Raw genomic sequence first — 18,671 nt, 5'->3', positions numbered from 1 at the left:
CCATGCGTTGGCCTCTGCTCATACCGCTCCTGCTTGGCTCGCCCCTATGGGCGGCGGACTGGGATGTGCCCAATCGGGCGGGGGCCATCAATGGAATACTGGCGCAGGCGGCGGATGGCGACACCCTCCGCCTGAGCCCCGGTGTTTACACCGAAACGCTTGTGCTGGACCGGCCCGTCACCATCGATGGGCTGGGACAAGCCACCATTGACGGCCAGGGCGCGGGAAGCGTCATCACCGTGACCGGACCGGGCGTGACCGTTCGTGGACTGACGGTGATCGGCTCGGGCTCAAGCCATGACGGGATCGACAGCGGCATCCAACTGACCAAAACGGCCAAAGCGCCGGTGGTCGAAGACAATGTGTTGTTGGGCAACCTTTATGGCGTCGACATTCACGGTGCCAAGGACAGCATCGTGCGTGGCAACCGGATCGAAGGTCGGCAGGACCGGCGGATGAATGACCGCGGCAATGGCGTCTACGTCTGGAACGCGCCGGGTGCGCGAGTTGAAGACAACGACATCCGGTACGGGCGCGACGGGATCTTTGTGAACTCGTCGAAAAAGAACACCTTCACAGGCAACCTGTTCCGCGACCTGCGGTTCGCCGTGCATTACATGTATGCGGACAATTCGGTCGTCAGCGACAATGTCTCGATCGGTAATGATCTCGGCTACGCGGTTATGTTCACCACAAACGTGACTGTGGCCAACAATGTCTCGATCGGTGACCGCGAACATGGCGTCATGCTGAACTACGCCAACAAGAGCGTCATCACAGGCAACGTGGTAAAAGGTGCCAAGGAAAAGTGCACCTTCCTGTATAATTCCAACAAGAACGAATTCACCGACAACTGGTTCCAGGGATGCGGCATCGGCATCCACTTTACCGCTGGCAGCGAACGCAACCGCATCGTTGGCAACTCTTTCATCGGGAACCGGACACAGGTGAAATACGTCTCGACCAAATGGGTCGAGTGGTCCGAAGACGGGCGCGGCAACTACTGGTCCGATTTCGCCGCATATGATGTGGATGGCAACGGCATCGCCGATGCCCCCTATCGCCCCAACGACTCGATGGACCATGTGCTGTGGACCCAACCCTCAGCCAAACTGCTGCTCGGCTCCCCCGCCGTGCAGCTGGTGCGCTGGTCGCAATCTGCCTTCCCGGCCCTGTTGCCGGGCGGCGTGATGGACAGCAACCCATTGATGCAAGCCCCTGAACCCCCAGCTATGAAAAAGGTGCCTCATGACGGATAAGGCCCTAGTTATCGACCATGTCAGCAAGGACCGCGGAAAAACTCGCGTTCTTGACGATATCAACCTGTCTCTTGCCCCCGGACAGCGCGTGGCGCTGCTGGGCCATAACGGCGCGGGCAAGTCGACCCTGATCAAATCCATCCTCGGCCTGACGCCGATCCATGGCGGAGCCATTCGGATCGGAGACGCCACCCCCGGCAGCGAACAAGCGCGGCGCGAGACCGCGTATCTACCCGAGGCGGTGTCGTTTCATCCCGCTTTAACCGGACGGGAACAGCTAACACTGTTTGCGAAATTGTCGGGAACCAAAGCTGATGTACCCGGCCTGCTGAACCGTGTCGGTCTCAGCGATGCGCTGGATCGCCGGATCGGAACGTATTCCAAAGGGATGCGGCAACGTCTGGGCTTGGCTCAAGTTCTGTTGGGTCAGCCGAAAGTGGCGCTGCTGGATGAGCCCACCTCGGGGCTAGACCCCATTTCGCGGCAAGACCTTTACGCCATCATTGACGAGTTGGCAGCGAAAGGTACCGCTGTCCTGATCGCATCCCACGCCCTGACCGAAGTTGAGGCGCGCACCGACCGCATCGCCATCATGCGCAAAGGCCGGATGGTGGCTGATGATACGTTGACTAACCTGTCGGCCCTAGCTGGTCTACCGATCCGCCTGCGCGTGCGCGCCAGCACCAACCCCGAAGCGCTGGCCGCGGCATTGGGTGGCGACCGGATCAATGGCGCATCCGTTGAGTTGCTGTGTTCCCCAGATGACAAAATGGAGGCCCTGCGCCGGATCGCTGGAATGGGCGATGCCGTGGCGGATGTGGAAATGACCCCACCCAAGCTGGAAGACCTTTATCGCCACTACGCTCAGGAGGAGATGCAATGACCCGCTTCCTCGCCATTACCCGAACGGAGATGCTGATCCTGCGCCGCAACCGCTGGCTGCTGGTGGCCACCCTGATCATGGTGCTGTTCGCCTTGGCGCTAACCTTTGCAGGCAGCGCGCCTACCGGTACGCTGGGCGTCGATATGCTGACCGTCTCGGTTGCCTCGATGACTACGTTGTCAGTATATCTTGCCCCCTTACTGGCGTTGATGATCGCTTTTGATGCCATCGCAGGTGACGTGGACCGGGGCAGCTTATCGCTGCTGCTATCCTATCCGGCGGGGCGTGGAGAAATCCTGTTGGGCAAATTCACCGCCCATCTGGCCGCACTTGCCTTTGCCATGACCGTCGGCTTTGGCACCGCTGGTGCAGTGGCCGCATGGTTCGGCGGCGCGGGGCCAGAAAGCCTGATGGCATTGCTACGCCTAATCCTCACATCCATCCTGCTGGGCGCCGTGTTTCTGGCGCTGGGTTACCTGCTGTCTGCCCTGGCTAGGGGCGCCACGGCAGCAGCAGGTTTGTCGGCCGGGCTCTGGCTGGTCTTTGTCGTCCTTTATGATCTGGGCTTGTTGGGAGCCGTCGTCATGGACAAGGGCGGCACCTTCACCCAATCCGTCTTTCCGTGGGTGATGGTAGCCAACCCGGCCGACGCATTCCGTTTGTGGAACATCGCCGCGACCGAAGGCGTTGCGATGGCGTCCGGCATGACCGGGGCCGCGCAGGCACTGCCCGTCTGGGCCGCTCCTGCCTCCCTGCTGATCTGGCCGGTATTGGGCTTTATCCTCGCCCGCGCCGCGTTTCGGAGGGTCGAGCCATGAAACGTCTTGCTTTGATCGCGTTTGTCGCGCTGGCGGCCTGCAAGGAAGAGATCGCCGAGGCCCCTGATCCAGTGGACCTGACCCCCGATGCGCTAAGCTTTTTCTGCCAGATGAACATCGCTGAACATGGTGGCCCCAAAGGTCAGATCCATCTGGAAGGCTACCCTACACCTCTGTTCTTCGCCCAAGTGCGCGACATGGTGGCCTACCTAAAAAGCCCCGAGCGTGATGCACCCATTGCAGCGGTCTATGTCAGCGATATGGGCGCCGCGCCCAACTGGCAACAGCCAGGTGTTTCCAACTGGATCGCCGCCGAGGGCGCAACCTTTGTGGTCGGAGCCAATGTTGCGGGCGGCATGGGCGCGCGCGAGGTGGTGCCCTTTGCAGACCCCGCTGCCGCTGAAACCTTTATTGGCCAGTACGGTGGCAACCTGCTGCCTCTGTCCGGCATCCCCGACACCGAGGTTCTGGGCCCCGTTGATCTGGACCTGAAACTGGAGACCCCCTCATGACTGCCCTCTCCCGCCGCCGGTTTCTAACCATGTCCGCCGCTTGTGCCGCCTTTCCCGCGGGTGCCAAGTCTGCCCCTACGGCCCACTGGCACGGGGTCGCGCTTGGGGCCTCGGCCAGCTTGCGACTTGAGGGGCTGACGGACACACAGGCCGCGCCAATCATCACCGCGGTCGAAGCCGAAGTGAACCGGCTTGAGAACATCTTCAGCCTGTACCGACCGCAATCCGAACTCAGCCGCCTGAACCGCGACGGGCAACTGCCAGCCCCAGCCCCCGAACTGCTGAACGTCCTCAGCCTGTGTTCGGCCTTGCACGAGGCCACAGATGGAGTTTTTGATCCTTCAATTCAACCGTTCTGGTCCGCGCTGGCCAACGGGGCCACCGCGCAAGAGGTCCATTCCGCCCGAAAATCCATTGGATGGTCTCGCGTTTTAATCGGGTCCGACATGATCTGCCTGCCCCAACCCGGTGTTTCAGCACTGACGCTGAACGGTATCGCACAAGGCGCCATTACCGACCGCATCGCGGCTTTGCTGGCCTCGCACGGTCTACGCGATGTATTGGTAAATATGGGGGAAATCGCCGCCCTTGGCCATCGCCAAGACGGGCAAGCCTGGCAAGTCGGACTGGCCGGACCCGGCAGAGAAGTTCTCAAATCCATCGAATTAAGCGATCGTGCTGTTGCAACCTCGGACGCAGGCAACCTCATGCTGACCGATGATCAAGGCCACATCCTGAACCCGCAAGACGAGGTAGCAACGAACCACATAGTATCGGTCTCAGCCCCCAGCGCAGCCATCGCCGACGGGCTGTCCACGGCCTTGTGCGCGTTGCCTGAAACGCGCGTTGACGCCGCGATCAGGTCATTCCCCGAGGCGCGCAAAGAAATGTACATCTGAAAAAACTTCGGTGGTCATCCTAGTAAGCGAGGCCATTGGCTTTCCAAAAAGCCAAACCATCAAGTGCCCACAACGGCTTACAACATAAGCCGTTGTTCCGACCGCATCTAAAAATGGTAGGTGGCGGAGACGAAGGGATTCGAACCCTCGAGACCCTTCCGGGCCTACTCCCTTAGCAGGGGAGCGCCTTCGACCACTCGGCCACGTCTCCGCTGGCGGGTATATCCTTGCCTGTCACCCGGATACAAGGCGATTTTCTATGCCTTGCTCACTTTTCTCAAATTCGTCGCAAACGCACACGCAATCAGCGAAATTTCGGCGCTCTTAAGGACGGATTTAAGCACTCGCAATTGCGCGAAGGAATTCTTCAAACTACTCAATATGACGCGCTCTGAACTGAAAACTTGCCAAATACACGGGCTATAAGGCATATTTGTATAGATTTATTAGCGTATAATTCAAAAATACGAATTTATTGAGGGGCAAACCGAGCGGTGGGCGCGATGCGCTCAGTACCTATCTGTGGGGGAAGGACGTTAGGTTGGCTTGGTTGAAATCGTTACTCGTTATTTGTTGTGTTTTGCTTCTGCCTTCGCAGGCCTTAGCCAACATAGGAAAAGTCATCGGCGTCGAACAAGGCGCTGAATTAACGCGCGCAGGGAAATCGCAGCCGTTGCGCACAGGGATGGAAGTTGCATCTGGCGATTCCATATCCACCGACGGCAGCGGTCTGGTTCAGTTGGTTTTCGTCGATGAAACCAAGATCGCGATTGGCCCGAATGCTCGGATGACACTGGATGTGACAATGCTGCGCGGCAACAAAAAGGCCAAGAACTTCGCGGTTCAGGCCCTTGGCGGCAGCTTTCGCTTTATCTCTGGCAAAAGCAAAAAGCGCGCCTACTCGATTCAAACGCCCACTGCGACCATGGCCGTACGCGGAACGACTTTTGACATATGGGTCGCGCCCGGCGCGCAAAGCGCCATGCTGATTTTACAGGGCCGAGTAGAAATGTGTGGTCAGAACGGCATTTGCCAAGAGACCGGGCGCAAATGCAACCTTCTCGCCACCACACAGAGTGGACGTATCGGGCGCTCTGTCGATCAGGAAAGTTACGAACAAGCGGTGAAAGAAGGGTTCCCCTTTGTTCAGTCACAAGAGCAATTGCTGATTCCATTGCAAACAGATGTGACGGGCTGCGGCAGGGACGCCGTGCCACCTCTGCCGCAACGATCAGAGGTCCCTGCATCCGGCCCTGACTGGGGGCCGCGTGAAGTGCAAAGCGCTGGGGCCTCCGGGTCGTCCCCGTCAAACAGCGTCGGCGTCGGCAGCGGCAATGGCGGCAGCGTCGGCAGCAGCACTGGCAGCAGCAACGGCAGTGGCGGTAATGTCGGAAACGGTAGCGGCAGTGGCGATGGCAGTGGCGGCTCGATCGGCGGCGGTTCCGGCAGCGGCGGGCCAGGCAGCGGTGGCACGATTGGTGGTGGCGGAACAGGGGGATTTGGCGGCGGCAGCGGCAGTGGCACCACTGGCGGTAACGGCGGCAATAGCGGCGGTTGAGCAAACACAGGCCCCGCTGCATGACATCAGATCAGTCGTTGTCGCAGAAAAATGCGCACATCCCGTTCATGTCCGTCCGGGCTGACCACGATATTCGGAGGCAAACGTGACCGGGAAGCCCAAAGAAAGAACAGGGCGGCGGCGGGCCTTCCAGCTGGTCGGGCTGGGCCTGATCCTTTTCGGGTGTTTTATCCGGGTTCTCGATCCGTATCCGGTGCGGATGACACGGCTGATCTATTTCGACATTCTGCAACGCATCTCACCCCGCGAATACAACCCTGATCTGCCTGTCCGCGTGGTGGATATCGACGAACAGTCGCTTGCAAACTGGGGGCAATGGCCCTGGCCCCGAACCCTTTTGGCACAGATGGTCCAGAACCTGGGCGAATATGGGGCCGCCGCTATCGCCTTTGACATTTTGTTCGTCGAACCTGACAGGTTCTCGCCTGCGCGGTTGCTGGAAGAACCCTCGCTCTCTGGGGTGCTGTCAGTTGAGCGCCACGCCGAGAAGCTGGACCATGACGTGCTGTTCGGAATGGAGATCGCCAATTGGCCGGTTGTATTGGGCGCGGCAGCCCGGCAATCCAGCGACGGCAGGCACGTCACGCCGATGGCCGGGATCATCGAAATAGGGGAATCGCCGACTTCGGGACTGGTTACCGTTCCTTATTGGACCCCACCAGCCTCACCGCTGGATCGAGCGGCAGCAGGTATTGGAGGGGTCAATGTCTCACCCCTTGGCGGTATGGGCATCGTGCGCCGTGTACCGGTCTTGTGGGGCGGGCCGGATGGTGCGCTGCCGGGGCTGGGGGTTGAGGCGCTAAGGGTTGCCATAGACGAACCCGTCATCATTGCCGAAGGCATGCCGGATGAGGCCGGTATCATGCTGGCGGTCGAGATTGGTCAATTCCGCCTGCCAACCACCGAAAACGGCGAGGTCTGGGTCAGGTACAGGCGCGATAACCCGGACCTGTATCTGTCAGCTGATGATATCATGCAGCCACAGGACAATCCCGATCTGCGCGCCGAAATCGAAGGGCGGATCATTCTGGTCGGCACGTCGGCCGCCGGATTGTTTGACATGCACCAGACACCTTTGGGTGAATCTGTTCCGGGCGTGTCGATCCATGCGCAAATTCTTGAACAGGTCCTGACCGACGAAATGCTAAGCCGCTCGGATGTGACGTCGGCGCTCGAACTGCTGTCTTTCGTCATTCTTGGCGTAGTGGTCACGGCCGTCATGGCGCGGTTCGGGGCGGTTGCGTCATTTGTTGCAGGTGGCGTGGCGGCGGCGGTTGTCCTTGGCATCAGTTGGCTGGCATTCCAGCACCAACTGGTTCTGTTCGACGTTACCTTTCCGCTAATGGGGGGCATGGCAAATTTCGGCCTGCTGGCGGGCTATCTGTTCATCTCGACCGAGCGCGAAAAACGTGTGATCCGACAGATTTTTTCCCACTATGTCGCGCCCGAGATTCTGGATGAAATTGAGGTGTCGGGGCATCAGCTTCAACTGGGCGGTGAGACACAAGAGATCACCGTCATGTTCTCGGATATCCGGGGCTTTACACCTTTGTCCGAGTCGGTTTCGGCCACCGATCTCGTCACCTTGCTGAATCAACTGTTTTCTCAGATCGGCGACCAGATATTGCTGGAACGGGGCACCATAGACAAATTCATCGGCGATGCGGTAATGGCGTTTTGGAACGCCCCCCTGCCGGTCGAAGATCACCCATGCCGTGCCGCAAAGGCGGCGCTGTTGATGCGACGGGCGCTGGTAGAGTTCAACGCCTCGGACGTCATGCAGGGGCGGCCGCCGATTGCGCTGGCGACCGGTTGCGCCACGGGTCGGGCCTGCGTCGGTAATATCGGGTCAAAGCGCAGGTTCAACTATACCGTCATCGGGGATGTAGTGAACGTCGCCGCGCGGATCGAACAAAGCTGCCGCCATGTGGACTATGACATCGTTGTCTCAAGTTCGGTGTATGAGAAAACGCGGCACGAAATGGCGATGCTTGAGGCCGGGTATGTCGACCTTAAGGGACGAACTGACCTGGAACCCGTTTTCGTGCTGGTTGGCAATCAAGACGTACTGGAAACCCCTGAATTTCAGAAATTGGAAACAACCCACCAAAGGCTGATCGCGGCCATTCGGGACCGGCACCCTCAGGACCGGATTGAACGAATATGCGAGGATTGCATCGAACAAGCCCACCATATCGAACCCGGGTTGATGAAGTTCTATTACGCGCTGTCCGGCAGGGCCGCCGATTTCCGGTCGGATTTCCAATCCAATCAGTTGATCTTCAGCCACCAAAGGCGCGCCCGAAAACCATCAGCCTGAGCAATTCGAATGGAGAGGCTATGCCATTTCCGCCAGCGCCGTATCAATGCGTGTCAGCATCGGAGATCGCCCTGCAGACTCGACGATGACGCGGGCCCGGCTTAGATGCTCGATAGCCTGCGCCTTGTTTTTTTTCGCCTTGTACAGCAGCCCCATGATCATATCGCAGCGCGCGATATAGTGGCCATTTTGGTCGAACTGAGGGTTCTTGCGCACCTGCTCGACCATCGCGATCAGACGGTTTTTTCCAAACAGCATAACCCAAAAAATCGAACGGAAATTTCGAAATAGAACCCCCAGCGAACCGCCGCCTTCACCTGTTAGGATGGCCAGATACATCTCGCACAGAAACAGACGGGCCCAGTCAGCGGATACCTGGGTGCCCTCGTCGGTACGTTTTTGAATGGCGCATTCAATCTGGCGCAACCCGTCCGTGATCCGACCGTTCAGCGCATAGGCCACCCCCAGCATCGCCGCGGGCCCGAAGGTGAACAGCGTACACCCCTTGTCGTTGCAGGCCTTGATGTGGTTTTGGACCACCTCAGTCGCCCCTGGCATTTCCAGCGGCACCATGGCTCCTACTCTGGCTGCTTCGGCTATGGCCAACTCAAATTCGACCTTTGACGCTTTGCGCGCCTTCTCAGCCATTTCAAGCGCCAGTTCGTGATCATCGGTGACCATCGCGATCAGTGCCTTCATGGCGGTTCCATAGCCCAGCGAGCGCGGGTCGTTTTTGGCTTTTCCCAAGGCGATCATCCGATCAGATGCGGCATGCGCCCGCGCCACCCGCCCCCGGGTCAGTTCGTTCCACCCAACAGTGGCCTGATAAAAATTGTGGATATAGGCGTCGTCGATCTGTTCCAGCACAGCCTCGACTTCGCGTTTTCGCGCCTCGAAACGGTCATTGTCGATCGGCGCGTGATAGATTGAGACCGAAAGCTCATTCACCATGGCATACGCCTTGGAGGCCGGATCATTCAGACGACCGGCCATGTCTGTCAGCTCCTGCTGAACCCAATGCGCCTCGTGATACTTGCCGTTGCAGACCAGACAAGAGACATAGTGGTGCAGGAACAGCGCGTGATCCGAACTGTCTCCCGCCTTTTGCAGGATCGGTCGTACCGTCCCGGCCAGTTCGATAATCTTTTTGACCCGCAGTGAGATATTGGAACACAGCGCGAAACTGGCCATGAACCCGGCGAATTCTGCATCTGTGGCGCAACTTGGGTCGCTTTGATACAGCTCAAGAGCGTCCACAAAATACCGGTTGGCTTCATCCAGTGAACAAACGCCAAGGCATTTGTCACCAGCCATCGCACTGTAGTGAAACGCCTGATCTGCCCGATCCGTCTGTCCATAGTGAAATGCCAGCACCTCGGCGGCCTCGTGCAACCGGTTGGCGTTGCGCATCACCAACGCCTCGGCAATGGCAAGATGCAGGTCAGACCGGCGGGACAGAACCAGACTTTGGTAAACCGAATCCCGCAGCAGCACATGTTTGAAGATGTAATCCGACGAGTTCGGCTCGCGGTACAGCACATCCTGCGCTTGCAGCCGTTGTAGGGTGGCGCCGGTTGACTTGGTCGTCTCGGTGATCTGGGACAAAAGACCAGGATCAAAACGCCGACCAATCACGGCTGCAGCCTGCAGCAAGGCGCGATCTTCGGGATCAAGTCGTTCAATTCTGGCTGTCAAAAGACTGCGCATGGTGACGGGCAACCCGCTGTCGCTGATATCCGCTTCGATATGAGCGCGGCCATTTACGACGCGCAAAACTCCCTGATCCAGCAGAAAGCCCAAGATTTCTTCGCCAAACAGTGGATTGCCCCCAGCACGGTCCGCCAGCTGTTCGGCCAACCCATCGGGCAGAGCGTCCACCCCAAGACGGTTTTGCGCTAGAGCGGCAAGGTCTTCGACCCTCAGCGGGCGTAGCGCCACGGTCATCACCCCGGCCATGTTTTGCCAACTGGGTGTGTATTCGGGTCGCCGTGTCTGGATGATCAGCAGGTTCGACAGGCCCGGAGCCTCGATCATTTTCGCCAGCAAGTCCTTTGACGCGCTGTCGATCCAATGGCCATCTTCGATCAGCAAAACAACCTGGCCCCGCGCGCATTTCAGACGTAGCAGTTCGGTCAGCAACTCGCGAATACGCAGACCGATCAGAACACCGTCGAGACCGTCCAGAGCCCCCTCGGGCGGTGTGAGCCCCAGAAAATTCATCATTAACCCAAGGTTCTGTTGCGTGAACAGCCCAGATTTTTTTAACCCGGCCTCAAGCTTGGCCCGAACCCGCAGCGGGTTGTCGGCATCGGTGATGAGAAATGAATTTCGCGTGATTTCCAGAAACGGCAGAAACGGAACCTGCTGGCCATCGGCAAAGCAGTTCCCCGTCAGGACCGACACCTCGTCCGCAGGTAGGCGATGAAGAAACTCGAAAACCAGTCGCGTTTTGCCCAACCCCGGCTCGGCAACCAGGTCAATCACGGACCGGGTGTCTTTCGCCCGCTCCAGCGCGGTGGAGATCATGCTTAGTTCATCTGTTCGGCCAACATAGCCGCTCAACCCTTGCGCCACTGATGCGTCGAACCGGGTTGCGTCGGGGTGAACGGCCTGCAACTGCCACAGCTTTTGCGGCGCGGACAAACCCTTGATCTGATGTTCGCCGAAAAAGCCAAGCTCGGTCACCCATTCGACCAGCCCCCGTGTGGTGTCGCAGATCAGGCTTCCACCCGACGGGGCAAGATTTTCAAGCCGCGCGGCCAGATTCACTGTGCTGCCCACAGCAGTCGTCGGGCCGCTCTCGCCCTGAACAGCCGCCATCAGAACCGTACCGGAACTGATCCCCACACGCACCTTCGGGCGCACGCCGAAACGCGCTTCGATATCCGCGGCGGACGCTTCGAATGCCGCATGGATCGCCATAGCGGCCCGGCAGGCCCGCAGTGCCGTATCTTCGGTCGCTTCGGGAATGCCGAACAGCGCCATTATGCTGTCGCCAGCAAAATCGCGCACCGTTCCACCGTGGGCCTCGACCGCCCGAACCAGCGTATCGTAGGTCAGCCGAACAAAGCCCAACGCCTGTTCTTCCCCAAGCGATGTAACAATCGCAGTATAGCCGACCATATCGGCAAACAGCACCGTGACCTGACGCCGTTGCTCGCTATCTGTTTGTTCCCGCTTAGGTTTATCCGCAATCTTCCCCATACCTGCAAAGGTGTACTACAGCCAATCCAGGCTCGCCAGTATTTGCAGATGAATTGCCGCAAAGGCTTATTTAAATAGCAGTGAAAATGTCACGCCCAAAGCCGGGTGCGATCATAGTCTGCGACACCTGTCTGTTTCAGACAGTTTCCGCCCACAGATCATCTGCCTGAGGGATGCTGCAGACCTCAAGATACCGACGAACCGTCTCAGTCATTCCAAAGTTCAGAGCATCGCAAAACAACGCGTGCCCGATGGACACTTCGGCAATCGACGGGATCCGAGCGATCAGTTTGCGCGTGCCACTGACCGTCAGATCGTGGCCCGCATTGACCTTGAGCCCTTGCGCCGCAGCCGCGGTCGCTGCAGCGGCCAGACGGTCAAGTTCCTGCGTCTCGGCCACTGGGTCGTCATAAGATCCGCCGAACGGGCCGGTGTAAAGTTCAACCCGATCTGTTCCGGTCATCGCCGCATGCGGCATGTGCGCTGCCTCGGGGTCGCAGAACAGGGATACGCGATGACCGTTCGCCTGTAACCCGGCAACCACATCCGCTAGCATCGCGCCCTGCGCCGGGAAATCCCAACCATGATCACTTGTCGCCTGACCCGGATCATCCGGCACCAAAGTCACTTGATCCGCGCGCGCCTGCTGAACCAGCGACAGAAACCGTTCATCTGGATAGCCTTCGACATTCAATTCCCGGTCTGGAAATTCCGCGTCAAGCATAGAGCGTAGCCCGCGCACATCATCGGGCCGGGTGTGGCGCTCATCCGGGCGGGGGTGCACCGTCACGCCCGCCGCGCCCGCGTTCAAGGCGATCCTTGCCAAACTTATCAAATCCGGCCAGGGGTGCTCACGCCTGTTGCGCAGCAGGGCGGCAACATTCAGATTTACCGAAAGGTCCGACATCACCCTGCCCTACAGCCGAAAGGATTGCACATGTTCGGGCGTCGGCACGCCATCGACGTTTCGGGGATCAGGAATAGGATCACCAACCGACGTGTGAACGGGAATGACCCCGGCCCAGATGGGCAGATCATAATCCTCTTCCTCGTCATTTGGACCGCCCGTGCGGACCTTGGCGCTACCTTCCGATATATCCATGCCCAGCACCATTGTTGCCTTCAGATCCTGCGCGTGATCGGGCCGCAGGCTTTCATATCGCCCCGGGAACAGGCCGTTCACGAACCTGCCTAGCTTGTCCAGCTTTTCTGCCGGGTCTTCAACCTTGACCGCGGTGCCAAACAACGTGACCGACCGCGAGTTAACGGAATGATGCATACCGGACCGAGCCAGGACAAACCCGTCAAGAATTGCGACTGACAGACAAACCTGCGCATCGCGAGAATTGCGCAGCGCACGACTGGCCGAGGACCCGTGCCAATAGATGCGATTGCCCTCTCGCCATTGCAACGTCGGAGTGACAAAGGGCTTGCCATTAATCACATAACCCACGCTGCACATGGGTTGCGCGTCCAGAATACTGTTGATGGTGGCACGGTCGAAATGCCCCCGCTCATGGGATCGACGCAGGCGGGATCTGTCGGTGATGTTCAAAGTCTCTTTCATGGTCATAGCCCGGGTTTGATCTTGCTATGACTGTAGTGCCCGGGTATTGGATGTTTTCAAATGTCCAATTTTAAAACTTTTCCTAAGGCCAATTTGAATCGAGATCTTTTTGCGATCTCGTTGGATGCATCGCTGAAGACCTCGCTTCAGGCGCAACTGCTTGAGGCACTGCGCGGTCTCATATCTACGTCCCCTGACCTGGTCGGGACGCGGCTGCCAGCCAGCCGCACACTGGCATCCGAGTTGTCGATATCCAGAACAACGGTTCAGGCGGTTTATGACCAGATGATCAGCGAAGGATATCTGGTCACCCGGCAAGGCAGCGGCACATTTTTGGCCAGCGAGATCACCCACCTGTCGCAACCGCAGCCCATCCTCCGCCCGGCGGGTCCAAAAACCCAGAAATGGCTGCCCTTTCAAACCGGTCTGCCGGATCAATCCCTGCTGCCGCACAAACAATGGGCCCGCCACCTTGAACGCGCATGGCGCAACCCAACGCCCGAGCTTTTGGCGCGAGCGGACCCTTTGGGTTGGTATCCGCTGCGTACGGCCATCTCGGACCACCTTGCCGCGTGGCGACATCTGTCCTGCGATCCGGGGCAGATTGTGATCACTTCAGGTGCGCGCGAAGCCTTCGAGGTGATATTCTACGGGCTGCTTGGTGCGGGCAAACAGGTTGCGATCGAAGACCCATGCTGGCCGAAACTGCGCGCGATCCTGACGGATACCGGCAACGGAGCCTGCCCCGTGCGTATCGATCAGGACGGGCTGGATGTGACACGCCTTCCAGACAAGGCCCATGCCACTATCGTCACGCCTTCGCGGCATTATCCAACAGGGGTCAGCCTGCCCTTGCCCCGCCGGGTCGCCTTGTTGGATTGGGCCAGACAGACCGGTGCGGTGGTGATCGAGGACGACTACGACAGCGAATTCCGCTATCGGGGGCAACCTCTGCCATCGCTTTCGGGGTTGGATGGCCTCAATAACACGATCTACCTTGGCAGCTTTTCAAAACTCGTCAGCCCGGCACTGAGGATCGGGTATCTGGTTGTGCCCAAACGCATGCTGAAAAGCACGCGGACCTATCTTGATCGTGTGGGGCCACGCGCCTCGCTGATCCCGCAACCCGCCTTGGCGACATTCATGAACAGCGGTGAATTCGCTATGCATTTACGACGCATGCGACGCGTTTATGCGCGACGTCAGAGCCATCTGCTCAGCGCGCTCGCCCCCGCCTGTGACTTACTGGAGCTTCAGCCGGACTCGTCGGGCATGCATCTTTGCGTTGCACTTCAAGCGGCACTTGCAGACAGAATGTCCGACATTGAAATCAGCCAGCGGGCCGGGGAAAACGGACTGCGCATCAGCGCACTGTCTGACCAATGTGTGTTGCCGCAAAAGATGCAGGGCTTACTGCTGGGGTACGCGGCGTTTGACGAAGATACACTTTCGGACGCGGCGGCTCAGTTGGTTTCTCTTATACAGCTGCCACTTTGAAGCAAGCCATGCTGCCTACTGGATAATGGTCAAAAAGTTTTTCACACGTGAAGCACACAACATGATATCGTCAAATAAGAATATATATTCTCGGTATTTCACAAGCTGAATCCGCGAACTCTGTGAATGGGGAGGTTCACATGCTTCGACTGTCTGTCTGCTTACTTACTTTGGTCTCTGTCCCGGCAAGCGCGATTGCCGATGCCGTTCCCACCAAGGAAGCCGCCGAGGGAACCTTTGCCGAGCGTCCCTTTTCACCCTACGCCAACCGTACTTTCCCCGAGCGCCCGCTTTGGGGCGACACGCATTTGCATACGGGGCTGTCACTAGATGCGGGCGCATTCGGCAACACGCTGCTGCCTGACGACGCATGGCGATTTGCTAAAGGCGAGCAGGTGATTTCCTCCACCGGACAACCAGTCAGACTGGCCAGACCGCTGGATTGGATGGTGCTGACCGATCATACCGACCTGATGGGTTTTGCCCCTGACTTACAAGCTGGCAAACCAGGCGTGATCTCAGACCCGAAGGGCCTGGAATGGTACGAAGGATACAAGGCCGGTGGCGAAGAAGCTGGTAAAGCAGCCTTCGATATCATCACAAATTTTTCTCAGATGACGTTGCCGGAGATTTTGCTGGAGTCCTACAGCCCGGGGGCCGATGCTTTTGCGTTCACCTGGGAACATATCGTCCTGGCCGCGGAACGGCACAACGATCCCGGTCAATTCACCGCGTTTATCGGTTTCGAATGGACCTCGGTGCCCAAGGGCTTCAACCTGCACCGGAATGTTATGTTGCGCGACGGACCAATCCGCGCGTTGCAGGTTGTTCCGCCGGTAACACAGCCACCCTACGGCAACACCGATCCCAAGGCGCTTTACTCTTGGCTGGAGGATTACGAAGCCAAAACCGGCGGCCGGGCGGTGGCTTTCGCCCATAACGGCAACCTATCGAACGGCTGGATGTTCCCAACCGAAGACACGTATCACGGTGGCCAGGTTGACGAAGAATACGTCCAGAACCGCGCAAGGTGGGAGCCTCACTACGAGGTCACGCAAATCAAAGGAGACGGCGAGGCCCACCCGTATCTCAGCCCGGATGATCCCTTTGCCGACTATGAGAACTGGGATATTGGCAACCTCGATATCACCGAATTGAAAACTGAGGACATGCTGGCGGGCGAGTATGCGCGCGAAGCCCTCAAGCGCGGCCTGATGCTTGAAGAAAAGTTCGGCGTGAACCCCTATAAATTCGGCATGGGCGGCGCGACTGACAGCCATACTTCGCTGGCAACCGCCGAAGAAGACAACTTTTTTGGCAAATCTGTAAGTGTGGAACCGTCGCCCACCCGGATACAACATCCCTTTATTGCCAATGAGCTGGGCGAGATACCGGGCGATCTGCTGGTCGCTTCGGGCTACACTGCCGTTTGGGCCACCGACAACACACGCTCAGCCATTTTCGATGCGTTCAAGCGCCGCGAAACCTATGCGACCACCGGCCCTCGGATCGGTTTGCGTTTCTTTGGAGGCTGGGCGTTTGACGAGGGCGACCTTGAGACGCGCTTTCTGGCGGATGTCGGTTACACGAAAGGCGTACCCATGGGTGGTGACCTGCGCCCGCGCGAAGGGGATGGCGCACCGAACTTCCTAATTGGTGCCTTGCGCGACCCGATCGGTGCAAATCTGGATCGGGTTCAGGTCGTCAAAGGATGGCTGGATGCAGACGGGGCGATGCAGGAAAAGGTTTATAATGTCGCCTGGTCTGATGATCGGTCACAGGATGCAGATGGCAACCTACCCGAGGTTGGTAATACTGTGGATGTGGAAACCGCGAGCTGGAGCAATACCATCGGCGCGTCCGAGTTGATCACTGTTTGGTCCGACCCGGATTTCGACCCGAATGAACGGGCCTTTTATTACGTCAGGGTTCTGGAAATCCCCACCCCGCGTTGGTTGCTATACGACAAGTTGCGGTTTGGCATTGATCTGCCGGAAGACGCACAACTGATCCATCAGGAACGCGCCTATTCCTCACCGATTTGGTACACTCCGGGGTGAATGGCCTTTTTCGAATAACCACCACTGCGTTGGAATATAAGCGTAATTATTCTGCAGTCTGTTTGACTTATCAAAGGACCCGCCACTACTATTAAGGCGGGTCTGAAAGCGTCTTCGGAACTAAGCATGCATATTTTGAAAGAACCCCTGCTCCACTTTATTCTGATCGGAGCCGCCATCTTTGGCTGGTTTGCCATAGTGGGCCCAAAGGACGAAAGCGCTGAACGGGGTGATGCAATTGTTATCGACGACGCTGATGTCACGCTTTTGGTCACCCGCTTTGAAACAACCTGGAAACGCCCGCCCAATGACGTAGAGTTGCAGGTGCTGATCGACGCCCTGGTGCGCGAGGAAATCCTGGTGCGCGAGGCGCGCAACCTGGGGTTGGATCGCGGGGATCAGGTAATCCGGGCACGGTTGGCACAAAAGATGGATTTCCTGTCGGATGCAATCGCCGCCTCGGTAGACCCCGAAGATGCTGTGCTTGAAGCTTATGTCGCGGCAAACCCGGCACGTTTTACTAAACCTTGGCAGAAGGCATTCGATCAGGTGTATCTGGGCGATCAGCCGGTACCCGAGGATGTGGACACCGCGCTTACCGCACTAACAGCGGGCAGGGAATGGTCAGAGTTTGGTGTACGATCCCTGATGCCTCGATCAATGCCGCTGTCGCCCCCCGGCGCCGTCGATGCCGCATTTGGCCCGGGGTTTTCGGCTGCGCTGGTCCCTTTAGAACCGGGCGTCTGGGCTGGGCCGATTCAATCGGGATATGGGATGCATCTGGTCCGTGTTACCGAAACGCGCCCCGAATATCTGCCGCCACTTACGGACATTCGCGATGCGGTTCTGATAGCATGGCGTCGGGACACGGCCGAGGAACTGGCGCAGGCGCAATACGAAACCCTTGCCGCGCAGTACCGGGTTGAAACACCGGGGTCCGGTGAATGAGGGCCCTGTTTTGCTTGATAATAGCGATCTGGTTGGCCTGCACCCCAAAGACCGGCAATGCACACGCGCTTGACCCCGGATATCTGGACCTTCGCCAATTGACGCCAGGCACCTGGCAAGTGATGTGGCGCATACCGGATGTGAACGGCCAACCCATGAGGATTGACGCGATCCTGCCCGGAGCTTGCACCCCATCGCACGGTCCACCGCCGATCTTCGACTCGGTTGCTTGGGTGTCCTCTTGGGTTGCAGAATGCGGGGCTGAGATCGAAGGACAAACAGTCACAATCCGGGGCCTCGAACGACAAAACAACGATGTCCTTCTGCGCGTTCAGCCACTGGAATCTGCGATTGCCACCCTCCGGTTCACACCTGAAGTGCCGGCCCTGACTTTGCCAATAGATCCGACCACATGGTCCGTTTTCATCAGCTATTTCTGGCTTGGCTTCGAGCATATCCTGGAAGGGTGGGACCACCTTCTGTTTGTTTTCGCCTTGTTCATTCTGGTGCGTGATCCTTGGCGGCTGGTCGGCGCAGTGACAGCCTTTACAGTCGCGCATTCGATCACGCTGGCATTGGCAACGCTGGGGGTGCTGCACGTTCCTGCCGCCCCGGTCGAAGCGGTGATTGCCCTGTCGATCGTTTTCCTGGCCCTGGAAATTCTCAAACACAAAGAAGGGCAGATCAGACTGTCCGAGCAATACCCATGGATTGTCTGCTTTTGTTTTGGCCTGCTACACGGGCTGGGTTTCGCCGGTGCCCTGTCCGAGATCGGCCTGCCCTCTCAGGATATCCCAGCTGCACTTCTGGCCTTTAACCTTGGGGTCGAGGCCGGACAACTTACCTTTATTGCGGGCCTGTCAGTAGGAATGTTTCTGTGGCGTCAGGTGGCGCGCTTTAATCCACTACGACTGAGCGGGGTTACCCGACCAATCACTGGCTATATCATCGGCAGCGTGTCGGTCTATTGGCTGGTCGAGCGTGTCAGTGGGTTTTAGGCTTTTGGTCCCAGAGGCTGAGGTCTATTTGGTTTTCCGGCATTGAAGCTTTGTTTTGGATGAGGTTATTGCCTCTCACCCCAATGTTTTATGGTTCTGACGGGTTGAGTGTGTTAAGCGATTGATC

General features: G+C 58.3%; 14 protein-coding genes and 1 tRNA gene. 11 read left to right on the top strand and 4 right to left on the bottom strand.

Annotated elements, in window-relative coordinates; translation table 11 throughout:
• Window positions 1-2: 2 nt before the first annotated feature.
• The 5 genes from GOX21_RS10950 to GOX21_RS10930 are packed head-to-tail and all read left to right on the top strand — an operon-like array spanning window position 3 to window position 4,371.
• Window positions 3-1,259, top strand: a complete 1,257-nt coding sequence (locus GOX21_RS10950; RefSeq protein ID WP_170377190.1) for a nitrous oxide reductase family maturation protein NosD — start codon at window positions 3-5, stop codon at window positions 1,257-1,259.
• On the top strand, window positions 1,249-2,142 hold the full coding sequence (locus tag GOX21_RS10945; protein ID WP_170350155.1) for an ABC transporter ATP-binding protein: 894 nt from the start codon (window positions 1,249-1,251) through the stop codon (window positions 2,140-2,142). The genes GOX21_RS10950 and GOX21_RS10945 overlap by 11 nt, the downstream gene beginning before the upstream one ends.
• Window positions 2,139-2,960 (top strand): ABC transporter permease, encoded by an 822-nt coding sequence (locus GOX21_RS10940; RefSeq protein WP_170350154.1) that lies wholly within the window; start codon window positions 2,139-2,141, stop codon window positions 2,958-2,960. Before GOX21_RS10945 ends, GOX21_RS10940 begins: the two co-directional genes overlap by 4 nt.
• A complete protein-coding gene (locus GOX21_RS10935) occupies window positions 2,957-3,472 on the top strand; it encodes a nitrous oxide reductase accessory protein NosL (protein ID WP_170350153.1) in 516 nt (171 codons plus the stop codon). Before GOX21_RS10940 ends, GOX21_RS10935 begins: the two co-directional genes overlap by 4 nt.
• A complete protein-coding gene (locus GOX21_RS10930) occupies window positions 3,469-4,371 on the top strand; it encodes an FAD:protein FMN transferase (RefSeq protein ID WP_170377188.1) in 903 nt (300 codons plus the stop codon). The genes GOX21_RS10935 and GOX21_RS10930 overlap by 4 nt, the downstream gene beginning before the upstream one ends.
• Before the next feature lie 121 nt (window positions 4,372-4,492).
• On the opposite strand, the gene GOX21_RS10925 is transcribed toward GOX21_RS10930, so the two are convergent.
• Window positions 4,493-4,582: transfer RNA gene (locus GOX21_RS10925), tRNA-Ser, on the bottom strand.
• A 474-nt stretch (window positions 4,583-5,056) separates the two neighbouring features.
• On the opposite strand from GOX21_RS10925, the gene GOX21_RS10920 reads away from it, so the two are divergent.
• Window positions 5,057-5,929: a FecR family protein gene (locus GOX21_RS10920; RefSeq protein WP_170359384.1), complete on the top strand. Its 873-nt coding sequence runs from the start codon at window positions 5,057-5,059 to the stop codon at window positions 5,927-5,929.
• Window positions 5,930-6,035: 106 nt separating this feature from the next.
• Window positions 6,036-8,270 (top strand): CHASE2 domain-containing protein, encoded by a 2,235-nt coding sequence (locus GOX21_RS10915; protein WP_170377186.1) that lies wholly within the window; start codon window positions 6,036-6,038, stop codon window positions 8,268-8,270.
• 18 nt (window positions 8,271-8,288) lie between these two features.
• On the opposite strand, the gene GOX21_RS10910 is transcribed toward GOX21_RS10915, so the two are convergent.
• From GOX21_RS10910 to GOX21_RS10900, 3 genes are all read right to left on the bottom strand, one after another.
• Window positions 8,289-11,474 (bottom strand): ATP-binding protein, encoded by a 3,186-nt coding sequence (locus tag GOX21_RS10910; RefSeq protein ID WP_170377184.1) that lies wholly within the window; start codon window positions 11,472-11,474, stop codon window positions 8,289-8,291.
• Window positions 11,475-11,610: 136 nt separating this feature from the next.
• Window positions 11,611-12,381 (bottom strand): pyridoxine 5'-phosphate synthase, encoded by a 771-nt coding sequence (locus tag GOX21_RS10905; protein ID WP_174818867.1) that lies wholly within the window; start codon window positions 12,379-12,381, stop codon window positions 11,611-11,613.
• A gap of 9 nt (window positions 12,382-12,390) precedes the next feature.
• Window positions 12,391-13,041, bottom strand: coding sequence for a pyridoxamine 5'-phosphate oxidase family protein (locus GOX21_RS10900; RefSeq protein WP_170377180.1), 651 nt, complete (start codon window positions 13,039-13,041; stop codon window positions 12,391-12,393).
• 60 nt (window positions 13,042-13,101) lie between these two features.
• On the opposite strand from GOX21_RS10900, the gene GOX21_RS10895 reads away from it, so the two are divergent.
• The 4 genes from GOX21_RS10895 (at window position 13,102) to GOX21_RS10880 (ending at window position 18,544) form a co-directional block, all read left to right on the top strand.
• Complete coding sequence (locus GOX21_RS10895; protein WP_170377178.1) at window positions 13,102-14,538, top strand: PLP-dependent aminotransferase family protein; 1,437 nt, start codon at window positions 13,102-13,104, stop codon at window positions 14,536-14,538.
• A gap of 140 nt (window positions 14,539-14,678) precedes the next feature.
• Window positions 14,679-16,598 (top strand): DUF3604 domain-containing protein, encoded by a 1,920-nt coding sequence (locus GOX21_RS10890; RefSeq protein ID WP_170359372.1) that lies wholly within the window; start codon window positions 14,679-14,681, stop codon window positions 16,596-16,598.
• Between the two features lie 126 nt (window positions 16,599-16,724).
• On the top strand, window positions 16,725-17,546 hold the full coding sequence (locus GOX21_RS10885; RefSeq protein WP_170377176.1) for a peptidyl-prolyl cis-trans isomerase: 822 nt from the start codon (window positions 16,725-16,727) through the stop codon (window positions 17,544-17,546).
• Window positions 17,543-18,544 (top strand): HupE/UreJ family protein, encoded by a 1,002-nt coding sequence (locus tag GOX21_RS10880; RefSeq protein WP_170377174.1) that lies wholly within the window; start codon window positions 17,543-17,545, stop codon window positions 18,542-18,544. The genes GOX21_RS10885 and GOX21_RS10880 overlap by 4 nt, the downstream gene beginning before the upstream one ends.
• Window positions 18,545-18,671: the final 127 nt, after the last annotated feature.

The sequence above is a fragment of the Ruegeria atlantica genome (genome assembly GCF_013032005.1).
In the GTDB taxonomy this organism is placed as follows: domain Bacteria; phylum Pseudomonadota; class Alphaproteobacteria; order Rhodobacterales; family Rhodobacteraceae; genus Ruegeria; species Ruegeria atlantica_A.
This window is presented reverse-complemented; position numbering and strand designations above follow the sequence as displayed.

What these genes read in the sequence shown, in the direction of transcription:
- GOX21_RS10950 (WP_170377190.1), top strand. Translation starts at nt 3, where the DNA reads ATGCGTTGGCCTCTGCTCATACCGCTCCTGCTTGGCTCGCCCCTATGG.
- GOX21_RS10945 (WP_170350155.1), top strand. Translation starts at nt 1,249, where the DNA reads ATGACGGATAAGGCCCTAGTTATCGACCATGTCAGCAAGGACCGCGGA.
- GOX21_RS10940 (WP_170350154.1), top strand. Translation starts at nt 2,139, where the DNA reads ATGACCCGCTTCCTCGCCATTACCCGAACGGAGATGCTGATCCTGCGC.
- GOX21_RS10935 (WP_170350153.1), top strand. Translation starts at nt 2,957, where the DNA reads ATGAAACGTCTTGCTTTGATCGCGTTTGTCGCGCTGGCGGCCTGCAAG.
- GOX21_RS10930 (WP_170377188.1), top strand. Translation starts at nt 3,469, where the DNA reads ATGACTGCCCTCTCCCGCCGCCGGTTTCTAACCATGTCCGCCGCTTGT.
- GOX21_RS10920 (WP_170359384.1), top strand. Translation starts at nt 5,057, where the DNA reads ATGGAAGTTGCATCTGGCGATTCCATATCCACCGACGGCAGCGGTCTG.
- GOX21_RS10910 (WP_170377184.1), bottom strand. Translation starts at nt 11,474, where the DNA reads ATGGGGAAGATTGCGGATAAACCTAAGCGGGAACAAACAGATAGCGAG.
- GOX21_RS10905 (WP_174818867.1), bottom strand. Translation starts at nt 12,381, where the DNA reads ATGTCGGACCTTTCGGTAAATCTGAATGTTGCCGCCCTGCTGCGCAAC.
- GOX21_RS10900 (WP_170377180.1), bottom strand. Translation starts at nt 13,041, where the DNA reads ATGAAAGAGACTTTGAACATCACCGACAGATCCCGCCTGCGTCGATCC.
- GOX21_RS10895 (WP_170377178.1), top strand. Translation starts at nt 13,102, where the DNA reads ATGTCCAATTTTAAAACTTTTCCTAAGGCCAATTTGAATCGAGATCTT.
- GOX21_RS10890 (WP_170359372.1), top strand. Translation starts at nt 14,679, where the DNA reads ATGCTTCGACTGTCTGTCTGCTTACTTACTTTGGTCTCTGTCCCGGCA.
- GOX21_RS10885 (WP_170377176.1), top strand. Translation starts at nt 16,725, where the DNA reads ATGCATATTTTGAAAGAACCCCTGCTCCACTTTATTCTGATCGGAGCC.
- GOX21_RS10880 (WP_170377174.1), top strand. Translation starts at nt 17,543, where the DNA reads ATGAGGGCCCTGTTTTGCTTGATAATAGCGATCTGGTTGGCCTGCACC.